The organism is Thauera sp. ZXT1-4 (assembly GCF_052598215.2).
In genome coordinates this window covers 240,967-265,721 of the sequence record NZ_JBQWSN020000002.1, presented here as the reverse complement: position 1 = coordinate 265,721, position 24,755 = coordinate 240,967, and the positions used below count along the sequence as shown (strand labels likewise).

Sequence of the window (24,755 nt, the reverse complement as noted above, 5' to 3'; positions counted from 1 at the left end):
CGCTCCTCGAGCACATCGGTGCGGCGCACCTCGGTCCAGTACATCCAGATCAGCGGCATCCTGACCACGCCGTAAGCGCCCTGAGCACCCCCGAGACCTTCCAGGTCAGAGCACCATGAGATATCGAAACAGTTTCTCAGTGGAGTCCTCCAGCCCGTCCGCTCTCCGCGAATCCAAGCAATTTGGATGCCACAAGTTGTGATGTATTCAGGTAGGGGGTCGGCGCTCAGGACGGATCACCCATTCGATCTGCCTTCTGGCATGGAACTTGATTCCGATGGCAGTTCCCGACACCCCCTGGAAACACTCACACCACCATGAAGATCGCAATCACCAGCCAGAACTTCCGCACTGTCACTTCCCACGCGGGTAAGGCGCGCCGTTTCCTGGTCTACGACCTGTCCGATCCGGCTGTACCACGCGAACTGGAACGGCTCGACCTACCGCGTGAGATGTCCTTCCACGAGTTCCGCGGGCTTGACCACCCCCTTTTCGAGATGGATGTCGTCATCACCGGCGGCGCCGGTGGTGGATTCGTTCGACGCCTCGCAACACGCGGCATCGAGGTAGTGGTCTGCGGCGAATCCGACCCCATGCAGGCAGTGCGCGACTATCTTTCCGGCATGGTCAAGCCGCCGTTGGCGCACGATCACGCCCACGAGCACACTCACACCCACTGAAAGCAGCGAACGCCATCACTGCCAGTTGCGCAGAATTAACTGCCACTCTGACAGCGATGGCAACTTCGAAATCGCACCCGACTCGAATCAAATGCACGCCGCAGCAGCATTCGCGCAGAATGCATTTGCCTTTGGGCCTGGCACGATTCCTGTATGCAGGAAGTCGACACGAGCGCATTGCGCGCACCCCCCCTACACCACGGAGCAACTCATGCAGAACAAGCTTCTCGCCGATAAGTACCCGATCCACGTGCTGGAGTTGGGCAAGAACGAGACCGAGCACGCCCATCTCGATGAGCTTCTGAAAGCGATCGAGGCCAAGGCCGAGGCCGATCCGACCGTGCGCCTGATCGCCGTATTCGACCACCTGAGCCACACGAAGCTGATCGGCGGCGAAATCCGCCCCGACATCCTCGCAGCGAAAAACCTGATCTTCTGCTTCGGGGTCAAACTTCCCGACCCGGTGATGATGGCCGTGCGCCCGCGCTCGATCGGCTTTGCCGAGTTGCCCGACCGCTACGTGATCAGTTTCCTCGAAGCGCCGATGCCGGAAGCCAACCGCAAGATGACCGAATGGGTCATGAGCCTGCGCAAGAGCGCCTGACCGATTCCGGCCGGCAAGCGCCGGCCCAAGCGATCCGCCCATGTACTTCCACCCCCTCCACAGCCCGGATTCGAGCCTGATCGGATACCTGCTCGCCGACCTCGACGAGCAGGAGGCCGTCATCATCGATCCACCGCCGCGCCATACCGAGTTGATCCTCGCGCTGTTGACCGAACGCAGCCTGCGGCTCTGTCATGTGCTGCGAACGCATGTGCATCAGGTCGACGTTGCCGACTGCAGCCCTTTGTGCGATCGCACCAGCGCACAGCTGGTGGTCGGCGAAGCGGCTTCGATGCCAATCGGGTGCGGACAGGCCGTCCATCGCGCCGCGCACGGCAGCCGCCTCGTGTTCGGCAACGAAGTCATCCGTGTCCTGAGCACACCGGGACACACACCCGGGTGCCTGAGCTACCTGTGGCGTGACCGGCTGTTCTGCGGGGACGCGTTCGACGTCGGCAGTTGCGGCGCGGGCGACGGCGAGGCCGATCCGGGGATGATGTTCGACACGCTGACCCGCCGCCTCTTCACCCTGCCCGAGCAGACCCTGGTATTCCCGGCCCATCCGATCCGGGGACGCCAGGTGGCCACGCTCGGCGAACTGCGCACCCGCTACGCCGCGCGCCTGCAGCAGAGCCGGGACGGTTTCATCACCGACATGATCCAGCGCCGCGAGCGCAACCCGGCAGGCAAGGCCAGCGCCCTCCCCCTGCCGCGACCATAGGCGACAAACGGACCGGGTGCTGGGCACGCAGCGCCTGGATCAAGGCTGCAGCGGCGCCCAGCCCGGATGGTCGTATTCACGACCGTAATAGTTCAGCGTTTCCACCACGCGCAGCAGGCCCAGCCGTTTGCCCGCTGCGCGGGGTGCGCTGCGCATCAGGCCAGCGCCATCGGTGATGTCGCCCAGCATCCACTGCAAGTGTCGTCCGGCCGGACTGTGAAAATCCCGCCCGGCAGCAATCGCGGCCACCTGGTGGTCGATCCCCGCGGCCAACGTCACATGCTCGTCCTCGTTCAGCTTCTCCGCACCACCATCGGCCAGCCTTGCCGCAACGAGAGCACGCAGATCCTCCATCGCGGCGCGCAAGGACTCATCGGTCGCACGAGGCAGCGCATCCGCGCCGGATGCGAGCCGGGGTGCCGCGTCCGCGGCCGCAGGCAGGGGAAAAACCACCGCGCAACTGGCGATGAGCGACGCGAGGACGAGGGATTTGCGCATGAGAGGCTCCACGAAGGCCGATGAATGCCGGGAATGCTACCCGTCTGCAACACAATCCGGTTTGAAGTGAATCAAGTCCGCGGGGCCTGCAAGCACAGACTGAGACGCTGCCCGGGTGCATCGGCATGGAGGGTCAGCCCGTCCTCCGCCTGCGGATCGATGACGTGCACGACCACCTCCCACTGCCCGTCGCCGGGCAACAGGACACCAAGCCGGTTCGGCTGCCGAAGGATCCAGTCCTCATCCAGTCCGTTGCCCGCCATCTTCGGGAACAAGGCGAAGTAGAGCAGATCGGCCTCGATCAGTTCGTTGAGAAAGTGCGTGCCCAACGACACATCCGGCACCAGGTTCTCGTGCATGGCGACGATCTCGCACAAAGCCGCAACGTGGTTGATCTCCGAGAAGCGCACCGGGATGCCGAGGAAGGGATCGCTGGACCCCCAGCGTCCAGGCCCCAGCACCAGCAGGCAGGCCGCATCTGCAAGGCCATTGATCCGCCCGATCAGGCGCGCAATCTCGATGCGTTGTGCGGAAGTCAGCGCCGCATACGCGCCCGGCCGTACATACACCAGCCGGTCCGGCCGGATCACTCGACTCGGACCGATCACGGCACCACGGGCTTCGACCACCCGCGGCAGTTCCACCGGCGGCGCCTCCGCACTCACGCCCTCCACGCTACGCACCTGCATCGGCCGGCATTGCAGCAGGTTGATGCGGTAGTCACCCTGCGGGTTGAAGTTGAGGGCAAACTCGATCTCGACCGGGTGCGCATAGGCTGCGTGCAAGGCAGCGAGCACGCCATGCAGGTCGGCAACGAAGTCAGTCTGCGCGATCAGGCCGTCGAAAGTCAGGAAAGGCGGGCGATCCTCCTGCTCGCGGGTGGTGAACAGAGCGTGCGGGAAATCCTCTTGTCCTCGAACAAGCTCAGCAAAGGGACCGGTGACGACCCTGTTCTCACGCAGGTCCAGCGAGTCCATGCGCCGCTGCGCGTGACGCGCAATGGCACCGAAGCTCGTCTCGGGCCGCAGTTCGGGGGCTCCGAGCGCGATCAATCGCGTGTAGTCGTCATCCGCACGATCCACCGCGCGCGTACCGAGGCCGGCGACCAGGCGAACCACGCCGGCCTTCATGTCGATACGCGGGTTCCACGGGTATGGATTCACCGACAGCCCGACCCCCGCGGCATGGGGATGGAAATAGCGCCCACCCGCGGTGCCGGACACGCGCATGATCAGCAGCGCCATCTGCTCATGCTCGTCGAGCAAGCCGCGGCGCTGGCGATAACGCAGCGCCTCCTCGGACAGCGTGCTCGCATACACGCGCCGCACCGCATCGAGCAGGTCGGACAGGCGCTTCTCTCGCGGACCCTGGTTTACGCAGAAAACGCTCTCGTACTGACCAGCGAAGGCGTTGCCATAGCGGTCCTCAAGCCTGGAGCTTGAACGCACGATAAAGGGCCACTCGCCAAAATAGTCCAGCATGGCCTCGAACTGGCGCACCGTCGCCGCAGGGAAACTGCCACGCAGGATGCGCGCATGGGCGCCCTCGTCACCTTCCAGCCCGCGGAGAAAGCCATCGGGTTCACGCTGGCGGCGGCGCACCCACCACAGGCCATTGAGGACGAAGAAGGTGTCGAACACCTCGGTACCGACGTAGAAGGAGTCGTGCGCCTCCAGCCGGCAATCCACCGCGGGCGCATCACGACGCAGGATCGCGCGCGCGATCAGCATGCCCGCAGCCTTCCCGCCAATCGTGCCGATGCCGATCATGCGGCTGCGTACCTCGAGCAGGTCGCCAAGGTCCAGGTAGCGCGCGATCAGACGCTGCAGGCCCGGCTCCTCGGGGAACAACAAGGCCGCGAGACGGGCAAAGCACGCCTGCTCGGCCCTCGGGTCCGCTGACTGCGCTCCACGTTGGGCAAGGTGATCCCGCGCCTCGTCGAACAGGCGCTGCCAGTGACTGAGGATCCGCTCATCCTCCAGTCCGGGCCACCCGGAGCCGGCCAGGATCTCCGCCACCGTCCCGCTGTCGGCCACCGGCCGGAAGCGATCCATCCCCGGACGCTCCCCCTCCTCCCACGCATGAATGAGGTTCATGACCGCCGCCGAACGGTGCTGGACCTTGATCGGCTTGATATACAGCCGTCCGCGGCAGCGGAACACATCAAGCAGGTACTGTGTAGTGTCGGCGATGAGATCCATGCCCGCGCGGGCATGACGATGACGGAGCACGCCGAAATAGGTCACCGTGTCCAGGTCGAACAGGCGCGGACAGGTCAGGCGGAAGAAATTTCCAAGCATGCGATCCGACTGCCAGGTATCCGCCAATTCGGACAGGCAATCGAAGATGTACAAGGTTTCGGGCCCCGCTGCCTCGATCACGGAATGCACCTGATCGACGAAGGCGTCGAAACCATCCTGCGCCCGCGGGTGCTGCACTTCCGCCCCATCCCCCGGCCCGAGCAACGCGGCATGGGACGCGAAGCGGAAATAGATCAGCCGGCGCTGCTGCCGCCTGGCCGCGGCAGCGTAGGGAAGCACCAGGGCTCGATAGTCCTCGAGCGACTGGATCTGCCACACGATGTTGTCACCGGGGGCGACCCCGCTGAGCACGGCATCGAGGCCGGGCAGGCCGGTGGTGGGCGCAAAGCCATGTGCGGGACGGAGGTTGGGGGTATCCATGGCGCAACCCTAGCGCGACGCAAGCACCTTGAACAGCGCAAACGTCCCGACAGCGTCAGCGCCCGGGGAACTTCTGGACAGCCCCCGGGCTCTGCAGGCATGCGCAAGCGGAACCTGTCTGCGCGCCATTCTGCTCCACTGCCCAACCTGATCCGACTTTCATGACCCTCACCACCCGTGTCCCCCGCTCCGCTCGCCTCGCCGCACTCACCCTGAGTATGCTCGCACTCGGCGCGTGCTCCACCGAAGTCGCCGACACCCACCCCGAGCAGCCGGTGAGCAAGCGACAGGAAGCCTTCAAGGGCATGCTCCGCAGCTTCGAACCGATGGGAACCATGCTCAAGGAGGGGCGCTACGACCCCGAGCGCTTCACCCGCCATGCTGGCGAGGTCGCTGCACTCAAGGAGGCGCCCTGGCCGCACTTCGGTCCCGACACGAATTACCCCCCGACCAAAGCCCTCGCGGCGGTATGGGATCGCCCCGAGGATTTCGCGCGCCTGCGCAGCAAGTTCATCGCTACGATCGACGCCCTCGTTGCCGCAGCCGCATCGCGTGAAGAAGCTCAGGTCCGCAGCGCCTTCGCCGCCGCACAGGACAGCTGCAAGGCCTGCCACCGCGACTTCCGCAAGTGAGCACCGCAAGGTCCTGCGCACCCTTCATGCGTTCCCTGCACACGCACCACACATGTAGCACTCTTCCGCCGCCTCGCCCTGCGAGGACTGCAACTGCGCCCCTGGCTCTCGGTCGCTAGGCGCCACAGTCCTGCCAATGTCTGCCCTGCCAGCTGCCACGGCGCGCCAGTTCGGCACTCAGGCGCGGCGCCAGTTCGGACAGGCGCATGTTCCAGTGCGGCGCCAGCTTGAGCGCCGGCGGGACCTCGCTGCCCAGCCGCTGGAGCAGCATGCGGGGAGACAGGCGCTCGACGAAGTCGGCAAGGAGCACGATGTAGGCTTCTTCGTCGAACAGGGGCACGGAGCCCGGGTCACGCTGCCAGTCGCGTGCCATCTCGGTGCCGCGTACGAGTTGGAGCTGGTGCAGCTTGAGCGCCTTGACGGGCAGCGCGGAGAGACGGGTAGCTGCCTCGAGCATGCCTGCCCGTGTCTCCCCGGGCAGGCCGAGGATGAGGTGTGCCGTCACCTCCAACCCGTGCACCGCCGCACGCTCCAGCGCGTCCACGCTGCAAGCGAAGTCGTGCCCTCGATTGACCCGGCGTAGAACCGCATCGTCGCAGGACTCAATGCCAATCTCGAGCTCGATGATGTGCTCGTGCGAGAGCTCGGCCAGGTAGGCCAGCACTTCGTCCGGCAGGCAGTCAGGACGGGTGCCGATGGCCAGCCCGTCGATGCGTGGATGTGCCAGCGCAGCCTCATAGCTCTCGCGCAGACGCGCGAAATCACCGTAGGTATTGGTATAGCTCTGAAAATACGCAATGAAGCGCCCGGTTCCCGGATAACGCCGGTCGAGGAAACGCAGCCCGGTGTCAATCTGCTCCGCGATGCCGTCACGCCGGTCGAGGTACCCAGGCGTAAAACCGGCGTTGTTGCAGAAGGTGCAGCCGCCGCGCCCGAGCGAACCGTCACGGTTCGGGCAGGTGAAGCCCGCCGCCACGGAAACTTTCTGCACCCGACCTCCGTAGCGGCGTTTGACGTAGTCGTTCCACGCGTTGTAACGGCGCTCGCCAAAGGGTGGGCCCGGATACGGCTGCCCACCCATTCCCCCCGGCAATCGCGGGCTGGGTCCGGGCGTAGGGGGGGCGAGGGTCGTGGGCACGGTCGTCGGCACCGCCGCGGGGAAAGGCAGGGAGTTTGGGGTCATCTTATGCGTGGCTCCAACGCGTGTCGGGTCTGCACATGCGGTCGCGAAGTGTGCCTTCATCAGCGTGACGGCCCCTTGACGATGCGCAAGAGGCAAGGCTTTCCACCCTGTCGTTCATGCTGCGTGGGCGTTTTTGACGCCGGTCAATTCAACAGCAATCTCTGATACTCTAAAATACGAGTCATTCCTATTTGCATCGGCAAGCCCGACTGGAGCTCAAAATGGACCATCAAGTCGTCGTCCTCTTCCACCTCATCTGCGCAATCCTGTTCGTCGGCGCGGTGGCCATGGAAGTCCTGATCCTCGAGCCGGTACGCAAGATCATCGGCGAAGACGTTTTCCAGCGCGTGGAGTTCTATCTCTTCCGCCAGATCCGTCGCACCTACCCGCTCGCAGTGATCCCGCTCTACATCACCGGCTTCTACATGTACTTCACCTATGTAGAGAACTTCGGCGGCTTCAGTGCCTTCATCGACACTCGCTTCGGCATGCTGCTGACCATCAAGATGAGTCTCGCGCTTGGCTTGCTCACCATCTTCGCGAGTTCGCCCTTCGTCTTCATGCGCAGCCGCCCCCGCAGCACGGTCGGCCACTTCAAGCATTTCCTGATCGTCACCGGCGGCCCCGAGGATTTCCGCATCGACCGCTTCGAGGCAGTGCACTACCTCGCCATGGGACTGGGCATCTGCATCGTGATCCTCGCCAAGCTGATGTTCATGGCCTGACCGGGATGCTGGCGCAAAAAAGCCGCCGCGTTCCGTACCCGGGCAGGGTCGGTACGCGGCGGCGCACTGGAGAGGGTGTTGCTGGAACTGCGTCGCTCAGGCGACGCCCTGGTCGTCTTCGCCGATCAGAACCTGTGAGGCAGACAACCACTTGTGCGGAGGGATCTCGAGATTGGTGGGTGCCGGCTGGCTGAGATACACACGACCGGCCAGATCGAAGATGGAACCGTGGCAGGGGCAGAAGAACCCGCCCGGCCAATCCGCAGGCATGCCTTCGGCCGAGCCTTCGGCGAACTTATCCGAAGGCGAGCAACCGAGATGCGTGCAGATGCCGATCACCACGAGGTATTCGGGGTGGATGGAACGGTGTCGGTTCGTCGCGTAGTCGGGCTGTTGGGGCACGTCGGAAGCAGGATCCGCCAGTTTGGGTTCGACGGGCTCAAGCGCTGCGAGCATCTCGGCCGTGCGGCGTACGATCCACACCGGCTTGCCGCGCCACTCGACGGTCATCATTTCACCGGGCGCAAGGCCCGCGACATCGGCCTCGACGGGAGCACCAGCCGCGCGGGCACGCTCGGAAGGGGTGAGACTGGCAACGAAGGGTACTGCGGTGGCAGCCGCGGCAAGTGCGCCTGCACCGGAGGTAGCAATCAACAGTTTACGACGCTGGGAAGCGAGGTCGGAACGTGTATCGGACATGGCGGGACGCTCTCCGGGGGAAACGTTCGTCGGACCGGCAGGGAATGCGCGGGGAAGAAAAAAGGCGAAGCGGGTCGGGGGATATCGTCGGGCCAGCGCTGCCGGGGGCAAGACCGTTGAGGGGGGGACGATCATGCAGCGATCACGACTCGTCCCGCTTCGCACGACACTACATAAGCAACGACCGTGCCAGCTCTCAAAACACCCGAAAATAAAGCCAGTGTAGCGCGACAGAACAGGTGCCGAGCCGCCAAACTCCGCCAAACCGCCATTTCACCTGCCATTTCGGTCAGTTTGGCAGCACCCCCTGCCCCCCTCACTGCCTTTCCACCGCGCTCGCAGGCGACCAGCTCCGCGCGCGCAGGCTCCTGACCCCGGACTCCTGACGCCAGGTCCGTCTTCCCCCACGCCCTAGCCACCCCGGTCCTCAAGCAGGCCGAGCTCACGCAGACGGCGGTACAGCGTGCGCTCGCTGATGCCGAGCTTCTGTGCCAGCTCGCGCCGGCTGCCACGGTGGCCACGCACCGCACGCAACATCGCCTGGCGCTGGATCTCGTCGAGGTCGACCGATGCACCTTGCACGGTGGGAGAGGGAATCGCGGCCACGCCAAACATGTCGTCCTCATCAGGCACCGGGTCCAGCACTTCCTCCGGCAGATGCTCGGGACCGATGATGTCTCCATCGCACATCAGGCTGGCACGTTCGAGCACGTTGCGCAGTTCGCGCACGTTACCCGGAAAGGGGTAGTCGCACAGCACCCGCATGGCAGCGGGTGACAGCGACAACCTACGCTGGGGTGCCACCCGTTCGAGCAGCGCCTCGATCAGCGGCGCGAGGTCACCCTCCCTTTCGCGCAAGGCCGGAACACGAATCGGGAACGTGTTGATGCGGAAGTAGAGATCCTGGCGGAAGCTGCCCTCGGCAATCATGCGCTTGAGCGGGCGATGCGTGGCCGAGACCAGGCGGATGTCGGCGCGCCGCAGTTCAGTCGAACCGACACGGCGGTAGGTGCCGGTCTCGAGCAGGCGCAGCAGCTTCACCTGCATGCCGAGTGGAATGTCGCCGACTTCATCCAGAAACAGGGTGCCGCCACTGGCCGCCTCGACCAGCCCGGGTTTGCGCGCGGTGGCACCGGTGAAGGCACCGCGCTCATGGCCGAACACCTCGCTTTCGAACAAGGTCTCGGGGAGCCCCGAGCAGTCCACCACAACGAAAGGCCCTTCGGCACGCCGGCTGGCCTCATGCACGGCCGCAGCGAGCAACTCCTTGCCCGTTCCCGATTCGCCCTGCAGCAGCACGCTCGCATCGGACGGCGCCACCCTGGAGATCAGCTCGAGCATGTGCTGGAAGGCTGGGGAGCGCCCGATCATGCCCTGATGCTCGGTCGCGCCGCGCGCCACCTGCATGGGCTCCATTTTTTCGATGAACCAGGCGATCTCTCCGCTGGCGTCGCGTATCGGCGAGAGCTCGATGTTGACGTATTCCTCCCCCCGCGGCGTGTGGTGCAGGTGCAGCACGCGCTCGCGCTGACCCGACTGCAGGCTGCGCGCAAGCGGACAGGACTCGCCCGCCCGGTCACACGGCACGCTGTAGTGGTGCGATACGTCGTAGCACGCCCGCCCGACCACGCTGCGCCCATCGCCGAGCGCGCTGCGATACGCCGCGTTGGCGGCAATGATGCGGTAGTCCCGGTCGCACAGGATGTGCGGCTCGGCAAGGGTTTCGAGAAAGGATACGAGTTCGGGCAAGGGACGTGAATCGGGTTGCATGGCTGCCACTCATGACGGTTTATACGCCACCAGTCTGCCACCGTGACAGAAAACACGTCAATGCCGACGTGTGTATCCCACCGGAAAGTCTTGATTTACATCAAATCCAGAACATGACAGGAACTGGCACGGCTCTTGATTAAGGGAGCGCACCGACAACCGGAGCCCCTCATGAACACCACCGATCGTCGCCTGGTGCGTGAAATCACCGTGGTCATCGTCATCAAGCTGATGCTCATCACCGCACTGTGGTGGGCCTTCATCCGTGACGCGAAGGTGCCGGTCGATCCCGGCGCCATGGCCGCCCAGGTTGCCACCCCTGCAAGCTCAAAACTACACACGACATCTGGAGAAACCCATGGTCAGTGAGCAACTCGTCGACCTGTCGCGGCTGCAGTTCGCCGCCACGGCGATGTACCACTTCCTGTTCGTGCCGCTCACCATCGGCATGGTGTGGATGCTGGTCATCATGGAAAGCGTTTACGTGATGACCGGCAAGACGATCTACAAGGACATGACCCGCTTCTGGGGCAAGCTGTTCGGCATCAACTTCGCGCTCGGCGTCACCACCGGCATCACGCTGGAGTTCCAGTTCGGCACCAACTGGGCCTACTACTCGCACTACGTGGGCGACATCTTCGGCGCGCCGCTGGCGATCGAGGGGCTGATGGCCTTCTTCCTCGAATCCACCTTCATCGGCCTGTTCTTCTTCGGCTGGGACCGCCTGTCGCGCCAGCAGCACCTGCTGGTGACGATCCTGATGGCGGTGGGCACCAACCTTTCGGCGCTGTGGATCCTGATCGCCAATGGCTGGATGCAGAACCCGGTGGGCTCGGAGTTCAGCTACGAGACGATGCGCATGGAACTCACCGATTTCTGGGCGGTGGTGTTCAACCCGGTGGCGCAGGGCAAGTTCGTGCATACGGTGTCGGCGGGCTACGTGACCGGGGCGATGTTCGTGCTGTCGATCTCGGCCTGGTACCTGCTGCGCGGGCGCGACGTGGAGTTCGCCAAGCGCTCGTTCCGCATCGCGGCGGCCTTCGGCTTCGCCTCGATCTGCTCGGTGATCGTGCTCGGCGACGAGTCCGGCTACGCGCTGGGCGAAGCGCAGCAGACCAAGCTCGCGGCGATGGAGGCGATGTGGGAGACCGAACCCGCGCCCGCCAGCTTCAACGTCATCGCCGTGCCCAACGAAGCCGAGATGAAGAACGACTTTGCGATCCACATTCCCTGGGTGATGGGCCTGATCGGCACGCGCTCGCTCGACAAGGAGCTGCCCGGCCTCAACCAGATCTACGCGCTGAACCGCGAGCGTGTGAAGGTGGGCGTGGAGGCGGTGAAGCTGCTCGAGGCGCTGCGCAAGAACCCTCAGGATGCGGCCCTGCGCGAGGCCTTCGACAAGGTCAAGGACGACCTCGGCTTCGGCCTTCTGCTCAAGAAATACGTCGCCTCCATGGACGACGTCACCCCCGAGCTGATCGACCGCGCCGCACGCGACACGCTGCCCAAGGTGACGCCGCTGTTCTGGACCTTCCGCATCATGGTGGCGTTGGGCTTCGCGATGCTGGCGCTATTCGGCCTGGCCCTGTGGTACTCGATCAAGGGCGACTTCGCACAGCGGCCGTGGCTGCTCAGGTGGGCGCTGTGGTTCTTGCCGATGCCCTGGCTGGCCTGCGAGATGGGCTGGTTCGTGGCCGAGTACGGCCGCCAGCCCTGGACCATCTACGGCGTGCTGCCCACCCATTTGTCGGTGTCGACGCTGACGGTCAACAGCCTTTACGGCTCGCTCGCCGGCTTCGTCGGCTTCTATACCCTGCTGCTGATCGTCGAGATGTACCTGATGGTGAAGTTCGCCCGCCAGGGCCCGGGCAGCCTGGGCACCGGCCGCTACATGAACGAAACCCACCACGCCCACGCCTGATCCGGAGCGGACATCATGATCTTCGACTACCCGACCCTGAAACTCATCTGGTGGCTGCTGGTGGGCGTGTTGCTCGTCGGCTTCGCCATCATGGACGGCCACGACATGGGCGTGGGCACGCTGCTGCCTTTCGTCGGCAAGAACGACGAGGAGCGCCGCGTCGTCATCAACACCGTCGGCCCGCACTGGGACGGCAACCAGGTGTGGTTCATTACCGGCGGCGGCGCCATCTTCGCCGCCTGGCCGATCGTCTATGCGACCGCCTTCTCGGGCTTCTACTGGGCGATGCTGGCGGTGCTGTGGGCGCTGTTCTTCCGCCCGGTGGGCTTCGACTACCGCAGCAAGATCCACAACGCCACCTGGCGCAGCACCTGGGACTGGGGACTGTTCATCGGCGGTGCGGTGCCGCCGCTGATCTTCGGCGTGGCCTTCGGCAACCTGCTGCAGGGCGTGCCCTTCCACTTCGACGACACTCTGGTGCCCTATTACACCGGCAGCTTCTGGGGTCTGCTCAATCCCTTCGCGCTGCTGGCCGGCGTGGTGAGCACGGCGATGATCACCTTCCACGGCGCGATCTACCTCGCGCACCGCACCGAGGGCGACATCCAGCGCCGCGCCACCACCGCTGCGCTGATCTTCGGCGTGCTGATGCTGGCCGGCTTCACCGCCGCCGGGCTTTGGATCGCCAACGGCAACTTCGGTTACGCCATCACCTCGGCGGTGGACACCGCTGCGCTGCCCAATCCGCTCGCGAAGACGGTCGAGCTGCAGCCCGGCGCCTGGCTGGCCAACTACGACAAGGCGCCGCTGACGATGTTGGTGCCGGCACTGGCCTACGCGGGCGGGCTCGCTGCGCTGTTGCTGGTGTGGAAGGGCCGCACGCTGGCCGCCTTCATCGCTTCGTCGCTCGCCATCGTCGGCGTGATCGGCACCGCCGGCGTGTCGATGTTCCCCTTCGTGATGCCCTCCTCCACGGTGCCGGGCGCCAGCCTCACCGTGTGGGACGCGGTCTCGAGCCATCGCACGCTGGGCATCATGTTCTGGGCCACGATCATCTTCATGCCGATCATCGTCGCCTACACGAGTTGGGCCTACAGCGTGATGGCCGGCAAGGTCACCGCGGCCTATATCCGGGAAAACGAGCATTCCGCGTACTGAACGCGCATACCGAACAAGGAGAACGACATGTGGTATTTCGCCTGGGTACTCGGCATCGGTTTCGCGGTGCTGCTGGCCATCCTGAACGCCCTGTGGGGCGAGAACGAGGAAGCGCGCGAGCGCTCGCGTGGGCGCCGTCCCACCGGAGTCGAGGAATGAGGGCCGCCGTCATGAGCGCACCCGATCGCACCCCACCGGACGCAGCGGGTTCAACCGCTGCGTACGCGTCCGCCCCCCCCCGTATCCGCCTTTTGCCGCTGCTGACAGCGATCGCGGTGATGCTCGGCATCACCGCCTGGCCGGGCGCGCTGTCTGGCCCGGACGGCGCAGCCGACCATTGGGCGGCAATGGCGCTGTTCTGGGCAATGAGCGCGGGCTTTGTCAGTGGTGTCGGTTTTCGTGCGCATAACCGGATTGCGCGCTATCTGTTCTCACCATTGGCCTGCCTCACCGGCATCACGCTGGCGCTATGGCAGGTGGCGGAATTTGCGCTATAGGGTAAGAGGAAAATATTCCTTAACAAATGTTAAGTTTTTACTTATATAGTTATACCCACAAAAACAGGCGTGCCGGCTTCGGCCCGGCACGCCGATTCACTCGCACCGGAGGAGTCAATGACAGTGAAAGACACGCGGACTGAAGCCGTTCAGGAAGTCGACGCCAATCGGCGTCGACTGCTTTTCGGCGCATCGGCCCTGCCCGTCGCGGCAGGGATCGGGCTGAGCGCCTCGCCACGGAAGGCACAGGCTGCCCTGAAGACGAACGCCCGGATCGTGATCGCCGGCAGCGGCCTCGGTGGCCTCGCTGCGGCCAACCGGCTGGCGCGCGAACTCGATGGCGCGAAGATCACCATCGTCGACCGCAAGGAAATCCACAACTATCAGCCTGGCTACACCTTGGTCGCCACGGGCGTGTGGCCGGTCGAGAAGGTCAGCGACCGCAACGCCGACCTGATCCCCTCCGGCGTCGAGTGGGTGAAGGAGATGGTTGCCGAGTTCGACCCCGAAGCGAACGCAATCGTCACCGATGCAGGCCACCGCATCGAATACGACTACCTGATCGTCGCCACCGGCCTGCACATGGACTTCAACCTGATCGAAGGCATGGACGTGGCCGCGATCGGCACCAACGGTCTGGGTTGCGTATATCCCAGTCCCGAGGCGGCGCAGGCCACGTGGAGCGCGATGGACAGCTTCCGCCAGAAAGGCGGCAAAGCCCTGATGACGCTGCCATCCACCGCGCTCAAGTGCGCGGGGGCGCCCCTGAAAATGACCTTCATGCTGGTGGACCGGCTCAAGCAGGCCGGCACGCGTGACACGTCGGACGTCCAGTTCCATTCGGCCCTCGGCAACATCTTCAGCGTCCCGCGGATCAACCAGGAGGTGCTGGAGCGCTGGGCAAAACTCGACATCCCGGTCCATTTCAACAGCAAGCTCGTGGCGGTCGACATTGGCGCCCGTCGCGCGACCTTCGCCAGCCCCGAAGGCGAGCGGAGCGAACTGGAGTACGACTTCCTCCACGTGGTGCCCCCGATGCGCGCACCGGACTCGGTGAAGAACAGTCCGCTCGCCTGGCAGGAAGGTGGCTTCGCTGCTGGCGGCTGGCTCGAAGTGGATAAGGACACCCTGCGCCACAAGCGTTTCCCCAACGTGTTCGGCATCGGGGACATCAACGGCACGCCCAAGGGCAAGACCGCCGCAACGGTCAAGAAGAGCACGCCGATGGTGGTGCAGAACCTGATCGACGTGATTGCGGGGCGCGAGCCGTCCCAGGTCTTCGACGGCTACACCTCCTGCCCGCTGCTGGTGCGTGAAGGCGCTGCACTGCTGATCGAGTTCGACTACGAGAACCGACTGACCCCATCGCTCCCGGCAATCGACCCGCTGCAGGACAGCTACTTCGCCTGGGTCATGAAATATCGCCTGCTCAAGCCCGCCTACATGGCAGTGGCCAAGGGCCGGGTATAAGGAGGAGACGACATGTACGAAATCTGGCTGACGCTCAACATCCTCTTCGAGCTGGGGCTCCTTTACCTGCCCCAGGTGATCATCACCGCGGCGCTCTGGATCCTGCTGACGATCATGGCCGTAAAGCGCGGCAACGCAGGCTGGGCCAAGGCGCTCAAACCCGCCCTCGTGGTCTTCGTGGTCGTTACCGCAATCACCTTCTTCATCACCCCGGGCATGACCAAATCCTCATTCGCCAACATGGGTTACTGGGTCGACTGGGGCAACCTCTTCCTCTACGCAGCCGCCTTCGGCGGCGTGGGCGCCGCCCTCACCTGGCCGATCGCGGCCATGATGCGGCCTGCTCGCTGAGCTTGGAGTCCTGAGCCCCGTGGCGCATCTGCTGCGCAGCGGGGTTTTTTCATTCAAGCATCCCGCTTTCCAACCTGTGGAGCATCCCGTCATGAAACGACTTCTGATCGCCGCCGCCATCGGCTTCACCAGCTTCGCCGCCCAGGCAGCCGACATCGCCATCTCCAACAAGGACGCCTACGCCAAGATCCAGAACGACGAGAAGAACGTGCTCTTCATCGACGTGCGCGACCCCGTAGAGATCATGTTCGTCGGCTCCACGGACGCCGTGCACGCCAATGTGCCCTACATGCTCGTCGATCGCACGCAGTGGAACGCAGAGAAGAACATCTTCCGCCTCTACCGCAACCCGGACTTCATCAACCAGGTCAAGCTGCAACTCGCCAAGCGCGGCCTGAGCTCGGATGCCGAAATCATCACCATGTGCCGCTCGGGCAGCGAGCGCGGCGAACCCAGCGCTGCCTTCCTGCGCGAAAATGGCTTCCCGAACGCTCGCTACGTGGTGGACGGATTCCAGGGCAGTGCCCTGAAGGATGGCACGCAGGCGGGCCTGCGCATCAAGAACGGCTGGCAGAACAGCGGCCTTCCCTGGTCGGCAAAGATGAACCCCGAAAAAATCTATCGCCCCGACCAGAAATAAGCCTGACCAACGCACTCGTACCGGGGCTTCATGCCCCGGGGAGCGAATCGTCGAACCGGACGGTGCCAACATTGCGCACCGTCATGGCGGGCTCAGCCCTTCGCTTCGAGCTTCAGGTCGACCATCAACTCGTTGGCCAGCGACTCAAGCGCCGCCTGCAGTTGCGCGGGTGACACGCTCCCCGGCACGCGCACATCAAGCTCGGCGCGAAACATCGCCTCGCCGCTGAACGACGCGCTTTCGCAGGCGCTGTCCATGCGGTCGATGCTCGCGCCGTGCTGCGCCAGCACCGACGAGATGTCGCGCACGATGCCCGGGCGGTCGTGGGCGAGCAGTTCCATGTGAATCCGCTCGCCACCGACCGCGCCCGCGGTGGGGGTGCCGCGCTCGATGCTCAGGCTCAGTCCGGCCGAAGAAAGCCCGCGCAGCGCCGCCTCGAGGCGGTCGGCGTTCGCCTCGGCGGTGTCGAGCCGCACGATGCCTGCGAACTTGCCGGCCAGGTGCGCCATGCTGCTGTCCAGCCAATTGGCACCGTTCGCGGCCGCACACTCGGCAAGCGTATTGACCAGCCCCGGGCGGTCCTCGCCCACGAGAGTGACGATCAAGGAAACGTTCATGTTCAGGGCTCCTCAGAATTCATGGTAGTCAGACATCGGCGTGCGGCGGATCGCGCAACGGATTGTTCCCTGAATCGTACCCGCGCGGGCGCGCTCCATCTATCGCAACCGTGCGCCCCTGGCCCACGAGCAGCCCGAGCGCCCAGGATGCATCGCCTCCCTGAGCCCAAGGGACAGCAGCGAGTGAGCGCAGCACTCGGCGCACATCATCGCTGCGCTAGAATCCCGACTTTTCCGGCACGCACGGGGGCGCCCGCACCCGGCGAGCCTCGCCACAGAACCCGACGGAGTCACCCCATGAGCCTGATCGCCCAACTGAAAAAGGATTCCCTGCTCGCCCGCAAGGCCGCCGACGGCGTACGCGCAACCCTGCTCAGCACACTGATCGCCGAAGCCGAAATGGTCGGCAAGAATGCTGGCAACCGCGAAAGCAGCGACGACGAGGTGCAGCAGACGATCCGCAAGTTCCTGAAGAACAATCAGGAAGCGGTGGCCGTGATAAAGGACGCCGACCGCCTCGCGTTGCTGGGGCAGGAATCGACGATCCTGACGTCCTACCTGCCGCCGATGGCAAGCGAGGCCGAGGTGAAGGCCTTCATCGCCGAGACCGTCGCCGGCCTCGCCGAGCGCTCGCCCAAGCAGATGGGCACGGTGATGGGTGCGCTGAAGGCGAAGTATGGGAGCAGCTTCGACGCCAAACAGGCCAACGCCTGGGTGAAGGACGCGCTCACCTCCTGAACACACCATGCGGCCGCTCAGCGCCTCGGGCCGGCCTGCAGATGCCCCCGCTCAGCGCAGCGCGGCGTGGATCTGCTCCGCGAGCTTGCGGCTGACACCTTCGACCCGGCAGAGGTCTTCTACCGTCGCCTCGCGCACCCCGTCCAGCCCGCCGAAGGCGGCGAGCAGGTTGCGCCGGCGCGAGGGTCCCACGCCGGGAATGTCCTCCAGCTTCGAGCCCACCCGCGCCTTGCCGCGCTTGGCGCGGTGCCCGGTGATGGCGAAGCGGTGAGCCTCGTCGCGGATCTCCACGATCAGGTGCAGCGCAGCCGACTCGCCGCCCAGCACCAACCCCTCGCGACCGTCGGGGAAGATCAGCGTCTCCAGCCCCGCCTTGCGCCCCTCACCCTTGGCCACGCCCACCATCGCCACCGCCTCCAGCCCGACCTCGGCGAGGATTGCGCGCGCCGCGCTGACCTGGCCCTTGCCGCCGTCGATCAGGATCAGATCGGGGCACACGCCCTCACCCGCTGCGACCTTGCCGTAGCGGCGCTCCAGCGCCTGGCGCATCGCCGCGAAGTCATCGCCCGGAGTGATGCCGGTGATGTTGTAGCGGCGGTACTCGGCGCGCTTCATGGCACCGGCCTCGCACACCACGCAGGATGCCACCGTGGCCTCGCCCATCGTGTGGCTGATGTCGAAGCACTCGATACGCTGCGGCGCCTCATCCATGCCGAGCGCCTCGCGCAGGGCCTCTAGGCGCTGCTCAATGCGGCCGGTGTCGCGCGCACGCGCCTGGATGGCGAGGTGGGCATTCTTCTCGGCCATCTCCATCCACGCCCTTTCCGCCTCGAAGCGCGGCGACACCACGCCGGGCGGGCGCTCGGTGATCTCGGCGAGCGTCTCCTTCACGGCCTCCGGCGGCAGGTTCACCAGGATGCGCGCCGGGATCGGGTGCTGGCTGTAGTGCTGCTCGACGAAAGCGAGCAGGCTGTCCATCGCCCCCGACACCGCAGCACCGCTGGGAAACTGCGGTCGGTCGCCGAGGTGGCGGCCGCCGCGCACCATGGCGATGTTCACGCAGGTCAGGCCGTCGGCCTCGATCGCGGCGAGCACATCGACGTCCTCGTCCTTGCGGCTGTCAACGAACTGCTTGTGCAGCACCGCCTGCAGCACGCGCACCTGGTCGCGGCAGGCAGCAGCCTCCTCGAAGGCGAGGCGTTCGGCAGCGGCCTGCATGCGGCTGGTCAGGTCGTCGATGACCTCGCTCGCCTGGCCGTCGAGGAAGCGGGTGGCGAGCTTCACATCCGCGGCATAGGCCTCGGACTCGACGAGGCCGACGCAGGGCGCGGTGCAGCGCTTGATCTGGTGCAGCAGGCAGGGGCGCGAGCGGTTGGCGAAGACAGTGTTCTCGCAGGTGCGCAGCTGGAAAGTCTTCTGCAGCAGGTGGATGCTCTCGCGCACCGCCCAGGCGTTGGGAAAGGGGCCGAAGTAGCGCGCGCCCTTGGTGAAAGCGCCGCGGTGGTAGGCCAGGCGCGGGAACTCGTCGGCGGAGAGCTCGATGTAGGGGTAGGTCTTGTCGTCGCGGAAGAGGATGTTGTAGCGCGGCGCCAGACTCTTGATGAGGTTGTTCTCGAGGATCAGGGCCTCGGCCTCGGAGCGGGTGGCGGTGATGTCCACGCGCAGCACCTGCGCCACCATCATGGCGATGCGCGGGCTGGAGACGGTCTTCTGGAAGTAGCTGGAGACGCGGCGCTTGAGGTTCTTGGCCTTGCCGACGTAGAGCACCTTGTCGTCGGCGCCGATCATGCGATAGACGCCGGGCTCCTCGGTGAGGGTACGCAGGAAGGGCTTGGGGTCGAAGGCGTTGGAGGGCGTCGGATCGGTCATGAGTGGTGATGCAGAACAGGGCTTGAAACCATCTGTGCCTCGGAGCGGACACGGGGCATTCCTTCCATGGGCTGCGGAACTCGCTCGCTGCGCTCACTCAGACAGTCCTCGCCCATTCCAGGAACGCCCCGCATCCACTCCAACGCAGTGCATGCTCGACGGTCCGCGGAAAACTTCCTGTCGATTATCGGTGCTCGATTATCCGTGCTTATGAAGGATCTCGGTACCTTGCTCGCCGATGGTGGCGGCGGTCATGATCGGCGCGGTGTTGCTGTCGTCGGGGATGGCCGCGACGCGTTCGCGCGCCTGGACGTAGGCAGCGTGGAGTTCGAGCGCAAAGGGGTCGGCGAGCCAGGCGGGCTGCGGTGCGGCGGGCACGATCGCGGCAAGGCGGGCGAGATTGTCCGGGTCCGGGACGGGTGCCCAGCGGTCGAGCAGTTCGGCGGCCAGGTCCGGGCGGTTACACACCAGCAGCATGTCGCAGCCGGCGGCGTATGCGGCTTTGGCACGACCGACGATGTCGCCGGCGATGCGGGCACCTTCCATGTTGAGGTCGTCGCTGAATATCACGCCCTTGAAGCCGAGCCGCTCGCGCAGCACGTCCTTGAGCCAGAAGGGCGAGAAGCCGGCCGGCTGGGGTTCCGGGCTGGGGTCGGCGTTGGGGTAGATCACGTGCGCGGGCATCACGCCGACGAGCTGGCGGCCGAGGCGGTGGCGGTAGGGGGCGATGTCCTCGTTCCACACCGTATCGAAGTCGCGCGTGTCGACCGGCACAGCGTGGTGCGAGTCAGCCTCGACGAAGCCGTGGCCGGGGAAGTGCTTGCCGACGCAGCCCATGCCGGCATCGGCCATCCCCGCGCACAGTGCCTGCGCAAGCGCGGCAACAGCCTGCGGATCACGGTGGAAGGCACGGTTGCCGATGGCGCGACAGCAGCCGTAGTCGAGATCGAGCACCGGCGTGAAACTGAGGTCGACGCCATGCGCCAGGAGTTCCGCTGCAAGCACGAAGCCGGTGGCGCGGGCGGCATCGAGCGCGGCAAGGTGATCCTGCGTCCACAAGGCGCCGAGGCTGCGCATGGCAGGCAGGCGGGTGAAGCCGTCCGTGCGGAAGCGCTGCACCCTACCCCCTTCGTGGTCCACGGCGATGATCAGTGCCGGGTCACGCAACGCGCGGATCTCTGCGGTGAGCGCACGGAGTTGGTCGGAGCCGGTGTAGTTGCGCGCGAACAGGATGACGCCACCGACCAAGGGGTCGAGCAGGCGTTCGCGCTCCTCGTCGGTCAGCTCGGTGCCGGCGACGTCGATCATGACGGGGCCGCGGGAGCGGAGGATGGGTGAGCTCATGTGCGGGAGACTCCGGGGCTCAGGCTATTTCGATGAGCGCAAACGCGACGATGTGCTCGTCCTCGTCGCTGATGCTCAAGTGCGCACGCAGCCCGTTGTCGCGCATGTGCGCTGTGAGCCGCTCGTCGTAGCGGTATTCGGGCTTGCCGCGCGCGTCATGGCCGACGGCGACGGCGTGTAGCGTGGCCGGCACGGCGACGCCGGTGCCGAGCGCCTTGCCGAAGGCTTCCTTGGCGGCAAAGCGCTTGGCGAGGAAGCGGGCCGGGTCGCGGTGAGCGCGCCAGCCCTCGACCTCGCTCGCTGCCAGGATGCGCAACGCGAAGCGCTCGCCGTGGCGTTCAAGCGCCTCGCGCATGCGCCGCAACTGCACGAGATCCGTACCGATGCCGTGGATCATGGTGCGCCCTGCCCTTTGTCTTGTCGGCCGCTCACCGCTTGCGTTCCTTGCGCGCCTGGCTCACGCGGTCTGCGCGGCTTCGCGCATCAAGCGCTTCATCTCGACCACCGCCTCGCGCAGGCCGACGAAGACCGAACGGCTGACGATCGAATGGCCGATGTGCAGCTCGCGGATGCCATGCAGGCGGGCGATCGGCTGCACGTTGTAGTAGTTGAGCGCATGGCCCGCGTTGAAGCGCATGCCCAGGCGGCGCACGGCCTCACCCGCGTTGCGGATCTTGTCGATCTCGCCGACCACGTCCGGCGCCTCGGCATCGCGGCCGGCGGCGTGGAAGGCGTGGGCGTAAGGACCGGTGTGGATTTCGCAGACACGCGCGCCAATGCGGGCGGCAGCCTCGATCTGCTCAAGCTCCGCGTCGATGAAGACGCTGGTGACGATGCCGGCGTCGGCCAGGCGGGCGATGACGTCCTTGAGCCGCGCCTCCTGCGCTACCACATCGAGCCCGCCTTCGGTGGTGATCTCGTGGCGCCCCTCGGGCACCAGCATCGCCATCTGCGGCTGGGTGCGGCAGGCGATCGCGACCATCTCGTCGGTGGCCGCCATCTCGAGGTTGAGCTTGACCTGGGTGAGCTCGGCCAAGCGGCGCACGTCCTCGTCGTTGATGTGGCGGCGATCCTCGCGCAGGTGGATGGTGATGCCGTCCGCGCCGCCCAGGTGGGCTTCCACCGCGGCCCACACCGGATCGGGCTCCCAGGTGCGGCGCGCCTGGCGCAGCGTGGCGACGTGGTCGATATTGACGCCGAGTTCGATCATCAGAGTTCCTGCAATTCCTTCAGCACCCGGCGCGACTGCAACGGCTGGCCGCCCAAGGTGTGGTTGATCAGCATGCGCAGCAACTGCTTGGACTGGGCCAGCGTCTCTGCGCGGGAAAAATCGTCGGCGGCCATGTCGAGCAGGGTCTGTCCGGAGAGCAGTGGCTGCTCGCCGAGCGCCCCGGATTCGACCCCCTCCTCCTCCAGCGTGTCCAGCCTTACGGGCCCGCGTTCGATTATATAAAGGTAGCGCCCGTCGGGCTGAATCGCCGCGCCGCTGTCGGCTTCCACCGCGAGCCCGGCCTCGTACCCCAGATCCTGCAGCAGGGCGAGCTCGAACCGACGCAGGATCGGCGACGCCGGCTCACCGCGGCCGAGCGCGCCCACCGCATCGACGTAGGCATCGAAGAGACGCGGGTGCGCATCCTCGCGCGCGGTCAGACGCACCAGAAGCTCGTTCAGATAGTAACCGCACAGCAGCCCCCGCCCCGAGAGCAGCGGCTGGCCACCCTGCCATTCGGCGCGCACCAGGGTCTTCACCTCACCGCCGCCGGACCAGTCCATCCGTAAGGGCTGGAATGCCAGGAGCACGCCACGCAGCTGGGAATACGGTCTGCGCGCACCCTTGGCGACCAGTCCCACGCGGCCATGTTCGCGCGCGAAGATCTCCACGATCAGGCTTGTTTCGCGCCACGGATAGGTGTGGAGCACCCATGCGGGCTGCTGCTCGACGCGCTGCTTGGGTCCTGCCATGACAGGGCGCCCGGCTTACTCGTACCCCAGGCTCTTCAGCGCGCGCTCGTCGTCGGCCCAGCCGCTCTTCACCTTGACCCAAACCTCGAGGAAGACCTTGGCATCGAAGAGCTTCTCGAGCTCGACACGCGCCTCGCTCGAAATCCGCTTGAGCTTCTCGCCCCCACGGCCAATCACCATGGCCTTGTGGCCGGGTTTGTCGACGATCACCGCCGCGAAGATACGGCGAAGATTGCCCTCGACCTCGAACTTCTCGATCTCGACCGCGATACCGTAAGGCAACTCGTCGCCCAGCAGGCGGAACAGCTTCTCGCGCAGGAACTCGGAGGCGAGGAAGCGCTCGCTGCGATCAGTCACCTCGTCTTCCTCGAACATCGGCTCACCGACCGGCAACAATGGCGTGGCCGCAGCAATCAGGGCCTCGACGTTGCGCCCCTTCTCCGCCGACAACGGCACGATCTCGGCGAACGCCCGCAACTGGCGGAGCTCATCAATGAAGGGCAGCAGGCGCGCCTTGTCCTTGAGCTGATCCACCTTGTTGATGACGAGAATCACCCGTGACGACTCGGGGATCACGCTGAGCACCTTGTGGTCATCGTCGGTGAAGCGCCCCGCCTCGATGACGAAGAACACCAGGTCGACGTCGGCCAGCGCCTGCGACACCGTGCGGTTCATCGCGCGGTTGAGCGCGTTGCGGTGGTGGGTCTGAAAGCCCGGCGTATCGACGAAGACGAACTGCACCCCCTGCTCTGTGAGGATGCCGGTGACGCGATGGCGTGTGGTCTGCGCCTTACTTGAGACGATGCTGATCTTCTGCCCGATCAAACGGTTGAGCAGCGTGGACTTGCCGACATTGGGGCGGCCGACGATGGCGACGAAGCCGGCACGGGATGCCTGTTCGTCATGATCTTCAGCGCTTGCCGCCGGCGTGCTGGGGACTTCGCTCATTTCTTTCTCACCGCGGCGAGCGCAAGCTCGGCCGACTGTTGTTCGGCGATGCGCCGGCTCGGGCCGCGGCCCAGGGTGCGAACACCGAGTTTGGGAATGTCGCAGGCTACCTCGAACTCCTGCGAGTGCGCTTCGCCCAGCACCTGCACCATCGAATACGCCGGCAGCGGCAATCTGCGGCCCTGCAGCCACTCCTGCAGCGCTGTCTTGGGGTCCTTGCTGGGCTTGCGTGGGTCGACCTCGGCGAGCAGCGGTGCGTAGAGACGGTCGATGACCGACTTTGCAGCCGCGAAACCGCCATCGAGAAACACAGCCGCAAAAACCGCCTCCACCGCATCGGCAAGGATCGAGGGCCTGCCCGCCCCACCGGACCGCAGTTCGCCCTCCCCAAGGCGTAGGCACTCGCCGAGTTCGAGGTCTAACGCGACGCGATACAGCGCATCCTGACGCACCAGCGACGCACGGACCCGCGAGAGTTCTCCCTCACGCAGGGCCTCGAAGCGCTCGAAGAGCGCGATCGACATGACGCAGTTGAGGATACTGTCGCCGAGGAACTCGAAGCGCTCGTTGTTCGGCTGGCCGAAGCTGCGGTGCGTGAGCGCCTCCTGCAGCAGGCCGGGCGAGGCGAAGACGTGCCCGAGTCGGGCCTGCAAGCGTTCCGCGGTCATCGGGTCAACGCACCTCGCTGCTCGGACTGAGCTCGAACAGCAGACTCACGTTGGCCACCAGCGGCACCGTGCGGGCGTACTGGACCTCCACCACGGTCTTTCCTCCGCTGCGGTCGATCACCAGATCGGCACCGGAAACACTCGAAACGTCGTCGATGGACTTGCGCCGGTCGAAATTGCGTCGCGCCTCGATCACCGACGTGCCATTGTCGATGTCATTGGCCAGGATGCCGACGATGCGCTTGATCGCCGTGTACTCATTGAAAACCGGCACCGTGCGAAAGGCGACGATCAACAGAAAGGCCGCAAAGGCGCCGACGATCATCACGCCGAGCAGGCTCACGCCGCGTTGGGATGTGTGGTTCATGAGGTCTCCCGA

Annotated in this window: 28 protein-coding genes; 14 read left to right on the top strand and 14 right to left on the bottom strand. The window is 65.4% G+C overall.

Annotation, left to right across the window (positions count from 1 at the left end; translation table 11 throughout):
* Positions 1–317: 317 nt before the first annotated feature.
* From ACUH78_RS03410 to ACUH78_RS03400, 3 genes are all read left to right on the top strand, one after another.
* The gene (locus tag ACUH78_RS03410; protein ID WP_418364632.1) at positions 318–680 is read left to right on the top strand and encodes a NifB/NifX family molybdenum-iron cluster-binding protein; all 363 of its coding nucleotides are present in this window, start codon (positions 318–320) and stop codon (positions 678–680) included.
* A 211-nt stretch (positions 681–891) separates the two neighbouring features.
* Complete coding sequence (locus tag ACUH78_RS03405; RefSeq protein ID WP_418364633.1) at positions 892–1,284, top strand: DUF6858 family protein; 393 nt, start codon at positions 892–894, stop codon at positions 1,282–1,284.
* Positions 1,285–1,324: 40 nt separating this feature from the next.
* The gene (locus ACUH78_RS03400) at positions 1,325–2,005 is read left to right on the top strand and encodes an MBL fold metallo-hydrolase (RefSeq protein WP_418364634.1); all 681 of its coding nucleotides are present in this window, start codon (positions 1,325–1,327) and stop codon (positions 2,003–2,005) included.
* A 39-nt stretch (positions 2,006–2,044) separates the two neighbouring features.
* Here the strand turns inward: ACUH78_RS03400 and ACUH78_RS03395 are convergent, their stop codons facing one another.
* Positions 2,045–2,503, bottom strand: a complete 459-nt coding sequence (locus tag ACUH78_RS03395; RefSeq protein WP_435751081.1) for a hypothetical protein — start codon at positions 2,501–2,503, stop codon at positions 2,045–2,047.
* 71 nt (positions 2,504–2,574) lie between these two features.
* Positions 2,575–5,184, bottom strand: coding sequence for a PEP/pyruvate-binding domain-containing protein (locus tag ACUH78_RS03390; RefSeq protein WP_445332592.1), 2,610 nt, complete (start codon positions 5,182–5,184; stop codon positions 2,575–2,577).
* Positions 5,185–5,345: 161 nt separating this feature from the next.
* Here ACUH78_RS03390 and ACUH78_RS03385 point away from each other — a divergent pair, with 161 nt between their 5' ends.
* A complete protein-coding gene (locus tag ACUH78_RS03385) occupies positions 5,346–5,816 on the top strand; it encodes a c-type cytochrome (RefSeq protein ID WP_418364637.1) in 471 nt (156 codons plus the stop codon).
* 115 nt (positions 5,817–5,931) lie between these two features.
* Here the strand turns inward: ACUH78_RS03385 and mnmL are convergent, their stop codons facing one another.
* On the bottom strand, positions 5,932–6,897 hold the full coding sequence (gene mnmL / locus ACUH78_RS03380) for a tRNA modification radical SAM protein MnmL/YtqA (protein ID WP_435751083.1): 966 nt from the start codon (positions 6,895–6,897) through the stop codon (positions 5,932–5,934).
* 323 nt (positions 6,898–7,220) lie between these two features.
* Here mnmL and ACUH78_RS03375 point away from each other — a divergent pair, with 323 nt between their 5' ends.
* Positions 7,221–7,724 carry a hypothetical protein gene (locus tag ACUH78_RS03375; protein WP_418364638.1) on the top strand — a complete coding sequence of 168 codons (504 nt, stop codon included), beginning with the start codon at positions 7,221–7,223 and terminating at the stop codon, positions 7,722–7,724.
* 96 nt (positions 7,725–7,820) lie between these two features.
* On the opposite strand, the gene petA is transcribed toward ACUH78_RS03375, so the two are convergent.
* Both petA and ACUH78_RS03365 read right to left on the bottom strand, forming a co-directional pair.
* Complete coding sequence (gene petA / locus ACUH78_RS03370) at positions 7,821–8,423, bottom strand: ubiquinol-cytochrome c reductase iron-sulfur subunit (protein WP_418364639.1); 603 nt, start codon at positions 8,421–8,423, stop codon at positions 7,821–7,823.
* 411 nt (positions 8,424–8,834) lie between these two features.
* Positions 8,835–10,193 carry a sigma-54 interaction domain-containing protein gene (locus ACUH78_RS03365; RefSeq protein WP_445332593.1) on the bottom strand — a complete coding sequence of 453 codons (1,359 nt, stop codon included), beginning with the start codon at positions 10,191–10,193 and terminating at the stop codon, positions 8,835–8,837.
* A gap of 171 nt (positions 10,194–10,364) precedes the next feature.
* On the opposite strand from ACUH78_RS03365, the gene cydP reads away from it, so the two are divergent.
* The 8 genes from cydP to ACUH78_RS03325 all read left to right on the top strand — a co-directional run bounded on the left by cydP (position 10,365) and on the right by ACUH78_RS03325 (position 16,230).
* Positions 10,365–10,562 carry a cytochrome oxidase putative small subunit CydP gene (gene cydP, locus ACUH78_RS03360; protein WP_418364641.1) on the top strand — a complete coding sequence of 66 codons (198 nt, stop codon included), beginning with the start codon at positions 10,365–10,367 and terminating at the stop codon, positions 10,560–10,562.
* Complete coding sequence (locus tag ACUH78_RS03355; protein WP_445332594.1) at positions 10,552–12,114, top strand: cytochrome ubiquinol oxidase subunit I; 1,563 nt, start codon at positions 10,552–10,554, stop codon at positions 12,112–12,114. The genes cydP and ACUH78_RS03355 overlap by 11 nt, the downstream gene beginning before the upstream one ends.
* Positions 12,115–12,129: 15 nt before the next feature.
* A complete protein-coding gene (cydB, locus tag ACUH78_RS03350; protein WP_435751077.1) occupies positions 12,130–13,272 on the top strand; it encodes a cytochrome d ubiquinol oxidase subunit II in 1,143 nt (380 codons plus the stop codon).
* Positions 13,273–13,299: 27 nt separating this feature from the next.
* Entirely contained in the window at positions 13,300–13,431 is a 132-nt protein-coding gene (gene cydX, locus ACUH78_RS03345; protein ID WP_418364644.1) for a cytochrome bd-I oxidase subunit CydX, read from the top strand.
* A gap of 11 nt (positions 13,432–13,442) precedes the next feature.
* Entirely contained in the window at positions 13,443–13,769 is a 327-nt protein-coding gene (locus ACUH78_RS03340; protein WP_510497548.1) for a cyd operon YbgE family protein, read from the top strand.
* Between the two features lie 117 nt (positions 13,770–13,886).
* The gene (locus ACUH78_RS03335) at positions 13,887–15,239 is read left to right on the top strand and encodes an NAD(P)/FAD-dependent oxidoreductase (RefSeq protein ID WP_445332596.1); all 1,353 of its coding nucleotides are present in this window, start codon (positions 13,887–13,889) and stop codon (positions 15,237–15,239) included.
* Between the two features lie 12 nt (positions 15,240–15,251).
* A complete protein-coding gene (locus tag ACUH78_RS03330; RefSeq protein WP_418364647.1) occupies positions 15,252–15,590 on the top strand; it encodes a hypothetical protein in 339 nt (112 codons plus the stop codon).
* 91 nt (positions 15,591–15,681) lie between these two features.
* Positions 15,682–16,230, top strand: a complete 549-nt coding sequence (locus ACUH78_RS03325) for a rhodanese-like domain-containing protein (protein WP_445332597.1) — start codon at positions 15,682–15,684, stop codon at positions 16,228–16,230.
* Between the two features lie 92 nt (positions 16,231–16,322).
* Here the strand turns inward: ACUH78_RS03325 and ACUH78_RS03320 are convergent, their stop codons facing one another.
* Positions 16,323–16,847 carry a glycine cleavage system transcriptional repressor gene (locus ACUH78_RS03320; RefSeq protein WP_435751075.1) on the bottom strand — a complete coding sequence of 175 codons (525 nt, stop codon included), beginning with the start codon at positions 16,845–16,847 and terminating at the stop codon, positions 16,323–16,325.
* A gap of 297 nt (positions 16,848–17,144) precedes the next feature.
* Between ACUH78_RS03320 and ACUH78_RS03315 the strand changes: the two genes are divergently transcribed.
* A complete protein-coding gene (locus tag ACUH78_RS03315) occupies positions 17,145–17,585 on the top strand; it encodes a GatB/YqeY domain-containing protein (RefSeq protein WP_418364649.1) in 441 nt (146 codons plus the stop codon).
* 51 nt (positions 17,586–17,636) lie between these two features.
* Here the strand turns inward: ACUH78_RS03315 and uvrC are convergent, their stop codons facing one another.
* The 8 genes from uvrC to ACUH78_RS03275 all read right to left on the bottom strand — a co-directional run bounded on the left by uvrC (position 17,637) and on the right by ACUH78_RS03275 (position 24,743).
* Positions 17,637–19,454 (bottom strand): excinuclease ABC subunit UvrC, encoded by a 1,818-nt coding sequence (gene uvrC / locus ACUH78_RS03310; protein ID WP_445332598.1) that lies wholly within the window; start codon positions 19,452–19,454, stop codon positions 17,637–17,639.
* Between the two features lie 198 nt (positions 19,455–19,652).
* A complete protein-coding gene (gene nagZ / locus ACUH78_RS03305) occupies positions 19,653–20,798 on the bottom strand; it encodes a beta-N-acetylhexosaminidase (protein ID WP_445332599.1) in 1,146 nt (381 codons plus the stop codon).
* Positions 20,799–20,817: 19 nt separating this feature from the next.
* Complete coding sequence (gene acpS, locus ACUH78_RS03300; protein ID WP_418364652.1) at positions 20,818–21,195, bottom strand: holo-ACP synthase; 378 nt, start codon at positions 21,193–21,195, stop codon at positions 20,818–20,820.
* A gap of 60 nt (positions 21,196–21,255) precedes the next feature.
* On the bottom strand, positions 21,256–22,008 hold the full coding sequence (locus ACUH78_RS03295) for a pyridoxine 5'-phosphate synthase (protein ID WP_418364653.1): 753 nt from the start codon (positions 22,006–22,008) through the stop codon (positions 21,256–21,258).
* Entirely contained in the window at positions 22,008–22,760 is a 753-nt protein-coding gene (gene recO / locus ACUH78_RS03290; protein ID WP_445332600.1) for a DNA repair protein RecO, read from the bottom strand. The genes ACUH78_RS03295 and recO overlap by 1 nt, the downstream gene beginning before the upstream one ends.
* A 15-nt stretch (positions 22,761–22,775) precedes the next feature.
* Positions 22,776–23,708: a GTPase Era gene (gene era, locus ACUH78_RS03285; RefSeq protein ID WP_445332601.1), complete on the bottom strand. Its 933-nt coding sequence runs from the start codon at positions 23,706–23,708 to the stop codon at positions 22,776–22,778.
* On the bottom strand, positions 23,705–24,376 hold the full coding sequence (rnc, locus tag ACUH78_RS03280; RefSeq protein WP_445332602.1) for a ribonuclease III: 672 nt from the start codon (positions 24,374–24,376) through the stop codon (positions 23,705–23,707). The genes era and rnc overlap by 4 nt, the downstream gene beginning before the upstream one ends.
* Positions 24,377–24,380: 4 nt before the next feature.
* Entirely contained in the window at positions 24,381–24,743 is a 363-nt protein-coding gene (locus tag ACUH78_RS03275; protein WP_445332603.1) for a DUF4845 domain-containing protein, read from the bottom strand.
* Positions 24,744–24,755 lie beyond the last annotated feature (12 nt).

What these genes read in the sequence shown, in the direction of transcription:
- ACUH78_RS03410 (WP_418364632.1), top strand. Translation starts at nt 318, where the DNA reads ATGAAGATCGCAATCACCAGCCAGAACTTCCGCACTGTCACTTCCCAC.
- ACUH78_RS03405 (WP_418364633.1), top strand. Translation starts at nt 892, where the DNA reads ATGCAGAACAAGCTTCTCGCCGATAAGTACCCGATCCACGTGCTGGAG.
- ACUH78_RS03400 (WP_418364634.1), top strand. Translation starts at nt 1,325, where the DNA reads ATGTACTTCCACCCCCTCCACAGCCCGGATTCGAGCCTGATCGGATAC.
- ACUH78_RS03395 (WP_435751081.1), bottom strand. Translation starts at nt 2,503, where the DNA reads ATGCGCAAATCCCTCGTCCTCGCGTCGCTCATCGCCAGTTGCGCGGTG.
- ACUH78_RS03390 (WP_445332592.1), bottom strand. Translation starts at nt 5,184, where the DNA reads ATGGATACCCCCAACCTCCGTCCCGCACATGGCTTTGCGCCCACCACC.
- ACUH78_RS03385 (WP_418364637.1), top strand. Translation starts at nt 5,346, where the DNA reads ATGACCCTCACCACCCGTGTCCCCCGCTCCGCTCGCCTCGCCGCACTC.
- mnmL (WP_435751083.1), bottom strand. Translation starts at nt 6,897, where the DNA reads ATGGGTGGGCAGCCGTATCCGGGCCCACCCTTTGGCGAGCGCCGTTAC.
- ACUH78_RS03375 (WP_418364638.1), top strand. Translation starts at nt 7,221, where the DNA reads ATGGACCATCAAGTCGTCGTCCTCTTCCACCTCATCTGCGCAATCCTG.
- petA (WP_418364639.1), bottom strand. Translation starts at nt 8,423, where the DNA reads ATGTCCGATACACGTTCCGACCTCGCTTCCCAGCGTCGTAAACTGTTG.
- ACUH78_RS03365 (WP_445332593.1), bottom strand. Translation starts at nt 10,193, where the DNA reads ATGCAACCCGATTCACGTCCCTTGCCCGAACTCGTATCCTTTCTCGAA.
- cydP (WP_418364641.1), top strand. Translation starts at nt 10,365, where the DNA reads ATGAACACCACCGATCGTCGCCTGGTGCGTGAAATCACCGTGGTCATC.
- ACUH78_RS03355 (WP_445332594.1), top strand. Translation starts at nt 10,552, where the DNA reads ATGGTCAGTGAGCAACTCGTCGACCTGTCGCGGCTGCAGTTCGCCGCC.
- cydB (WP_435751077.1), top strand. Translation starts at nt 12,130, where the DNA reads ATGATCTTCGACTACCCGACCCTGAAACTCATCTGGTGGCTGCTGGTG.
- cydX (WP_418364644.1), top strand. Translation starts at nt 13,300, where the DNA reads ATGTGGTATTTCGCCTGGGTACTCGGCATCGGTTTCGCGGTGCTGCTG.
- ACUH78_RS03340 (WP_510497548.1), top strand. Translation starts at nt 13,443, where the DNA reads ATGAGCGCACCCGATCGCACCCCACCGGACGCAGCGGGTTCAACCGCT.
- ACUH78_RS03335 (WP_445332596.1), top strand. Translation starts at nt 13,887, where the DNA reads ATGACAGTGAAAGACACGCGGACTGAAGCCGTTCAGGAAGTCGACGCC.
- ACUH78_RS03330 (WP_418364647.1), top strand. Translation starts at nt 15,252, where the DNA reads ATGTACGAAATCTGGCTGACGCTCAACATCCTCTTCGAGCTGGGGCTC.
- ACUH78_RS03325 (WP_445332597.1), top strand. Translation starts at nt 15,682, where the DNA reads ATGAAACGACTTCTGATCGCCGCCGCCATCGGCTTCACCAGCTTCGCC.
- ACUH78_RS03320 (WP_435751075.1), bottom strand. Translation starts at nt 16,847, where the DNA reads ATGAACGTTTCCTTGATCGTCACTCTCGTGGGCGAGGACCGCCCGGGG.
- ACUH78_RS03315 (WP_418364649.1), top strand. Translation starts at nt 17,145, where the DNA reads ATGAGCCTGATCGCCCAACTGAAAAAGGATTCCCTGCTCGCCCGCAAG.
- uvrC (WP_445332598.1), bottom strand. Translation starts at nt 19,454, where the DNA reads ATGACCGATCCGACGCCCTCCAACGCCTTCGACCCCAAGCCCTTCCTG.
- nagZ (WP_445332599.1), bottom strand. Translation starts at nt 20,798, where the DNA reads ATGAGCTCACCCATCCTCCGCTCCCGCGGCCCCGTCATGATCGACGTC.
- acpS (WP_418364652.1), bottom strand. Translation starts at nt 21,195, where the DNA reads ATGATCCACGGCATCGGTACGGATCTCGTGCAGTTGCGGCGCATGCGC.
- ACUH78_RS03295 (WP_418364653.1), bottom strand. Translation starts at nt 22,008, where the DNA reads ATGATCGAACTCGGCGTCAATATCGACCACGTCGCCACGCTGCGCCAG.
- recO (WP_445332600.1), bottom strand. Translation starts at nt 22,760, where the DNA reads ATGGCAGGACCCAAGCAGCGCGTCGAGCAGCAGCCCGCATGGGTGCTC.
- era (WP_445332601.1), bottom strand. Translation starts at nt 23,708, where the DNA reads ATGAGCGAAGTCCCCAGCACGCCGGCGGCAAGCGCTGAAGATCATGAC.
- rnc (WP_445332602.1), bottom strand. Translation starts at nt 24,376, where the DNA reads ATGACCGCGGAACGCTTGCAGGCCCGACTCGGGCACGTCTTCGCCTCG.
- ACUH78_RS03275 (WP_445332603.1), bottom strand. Translation starts at nt 24,743, where the DNA reads ATGAACCACACATCCCAACGCGGCGTGAGCCTGCTCGGCGTGATGATC.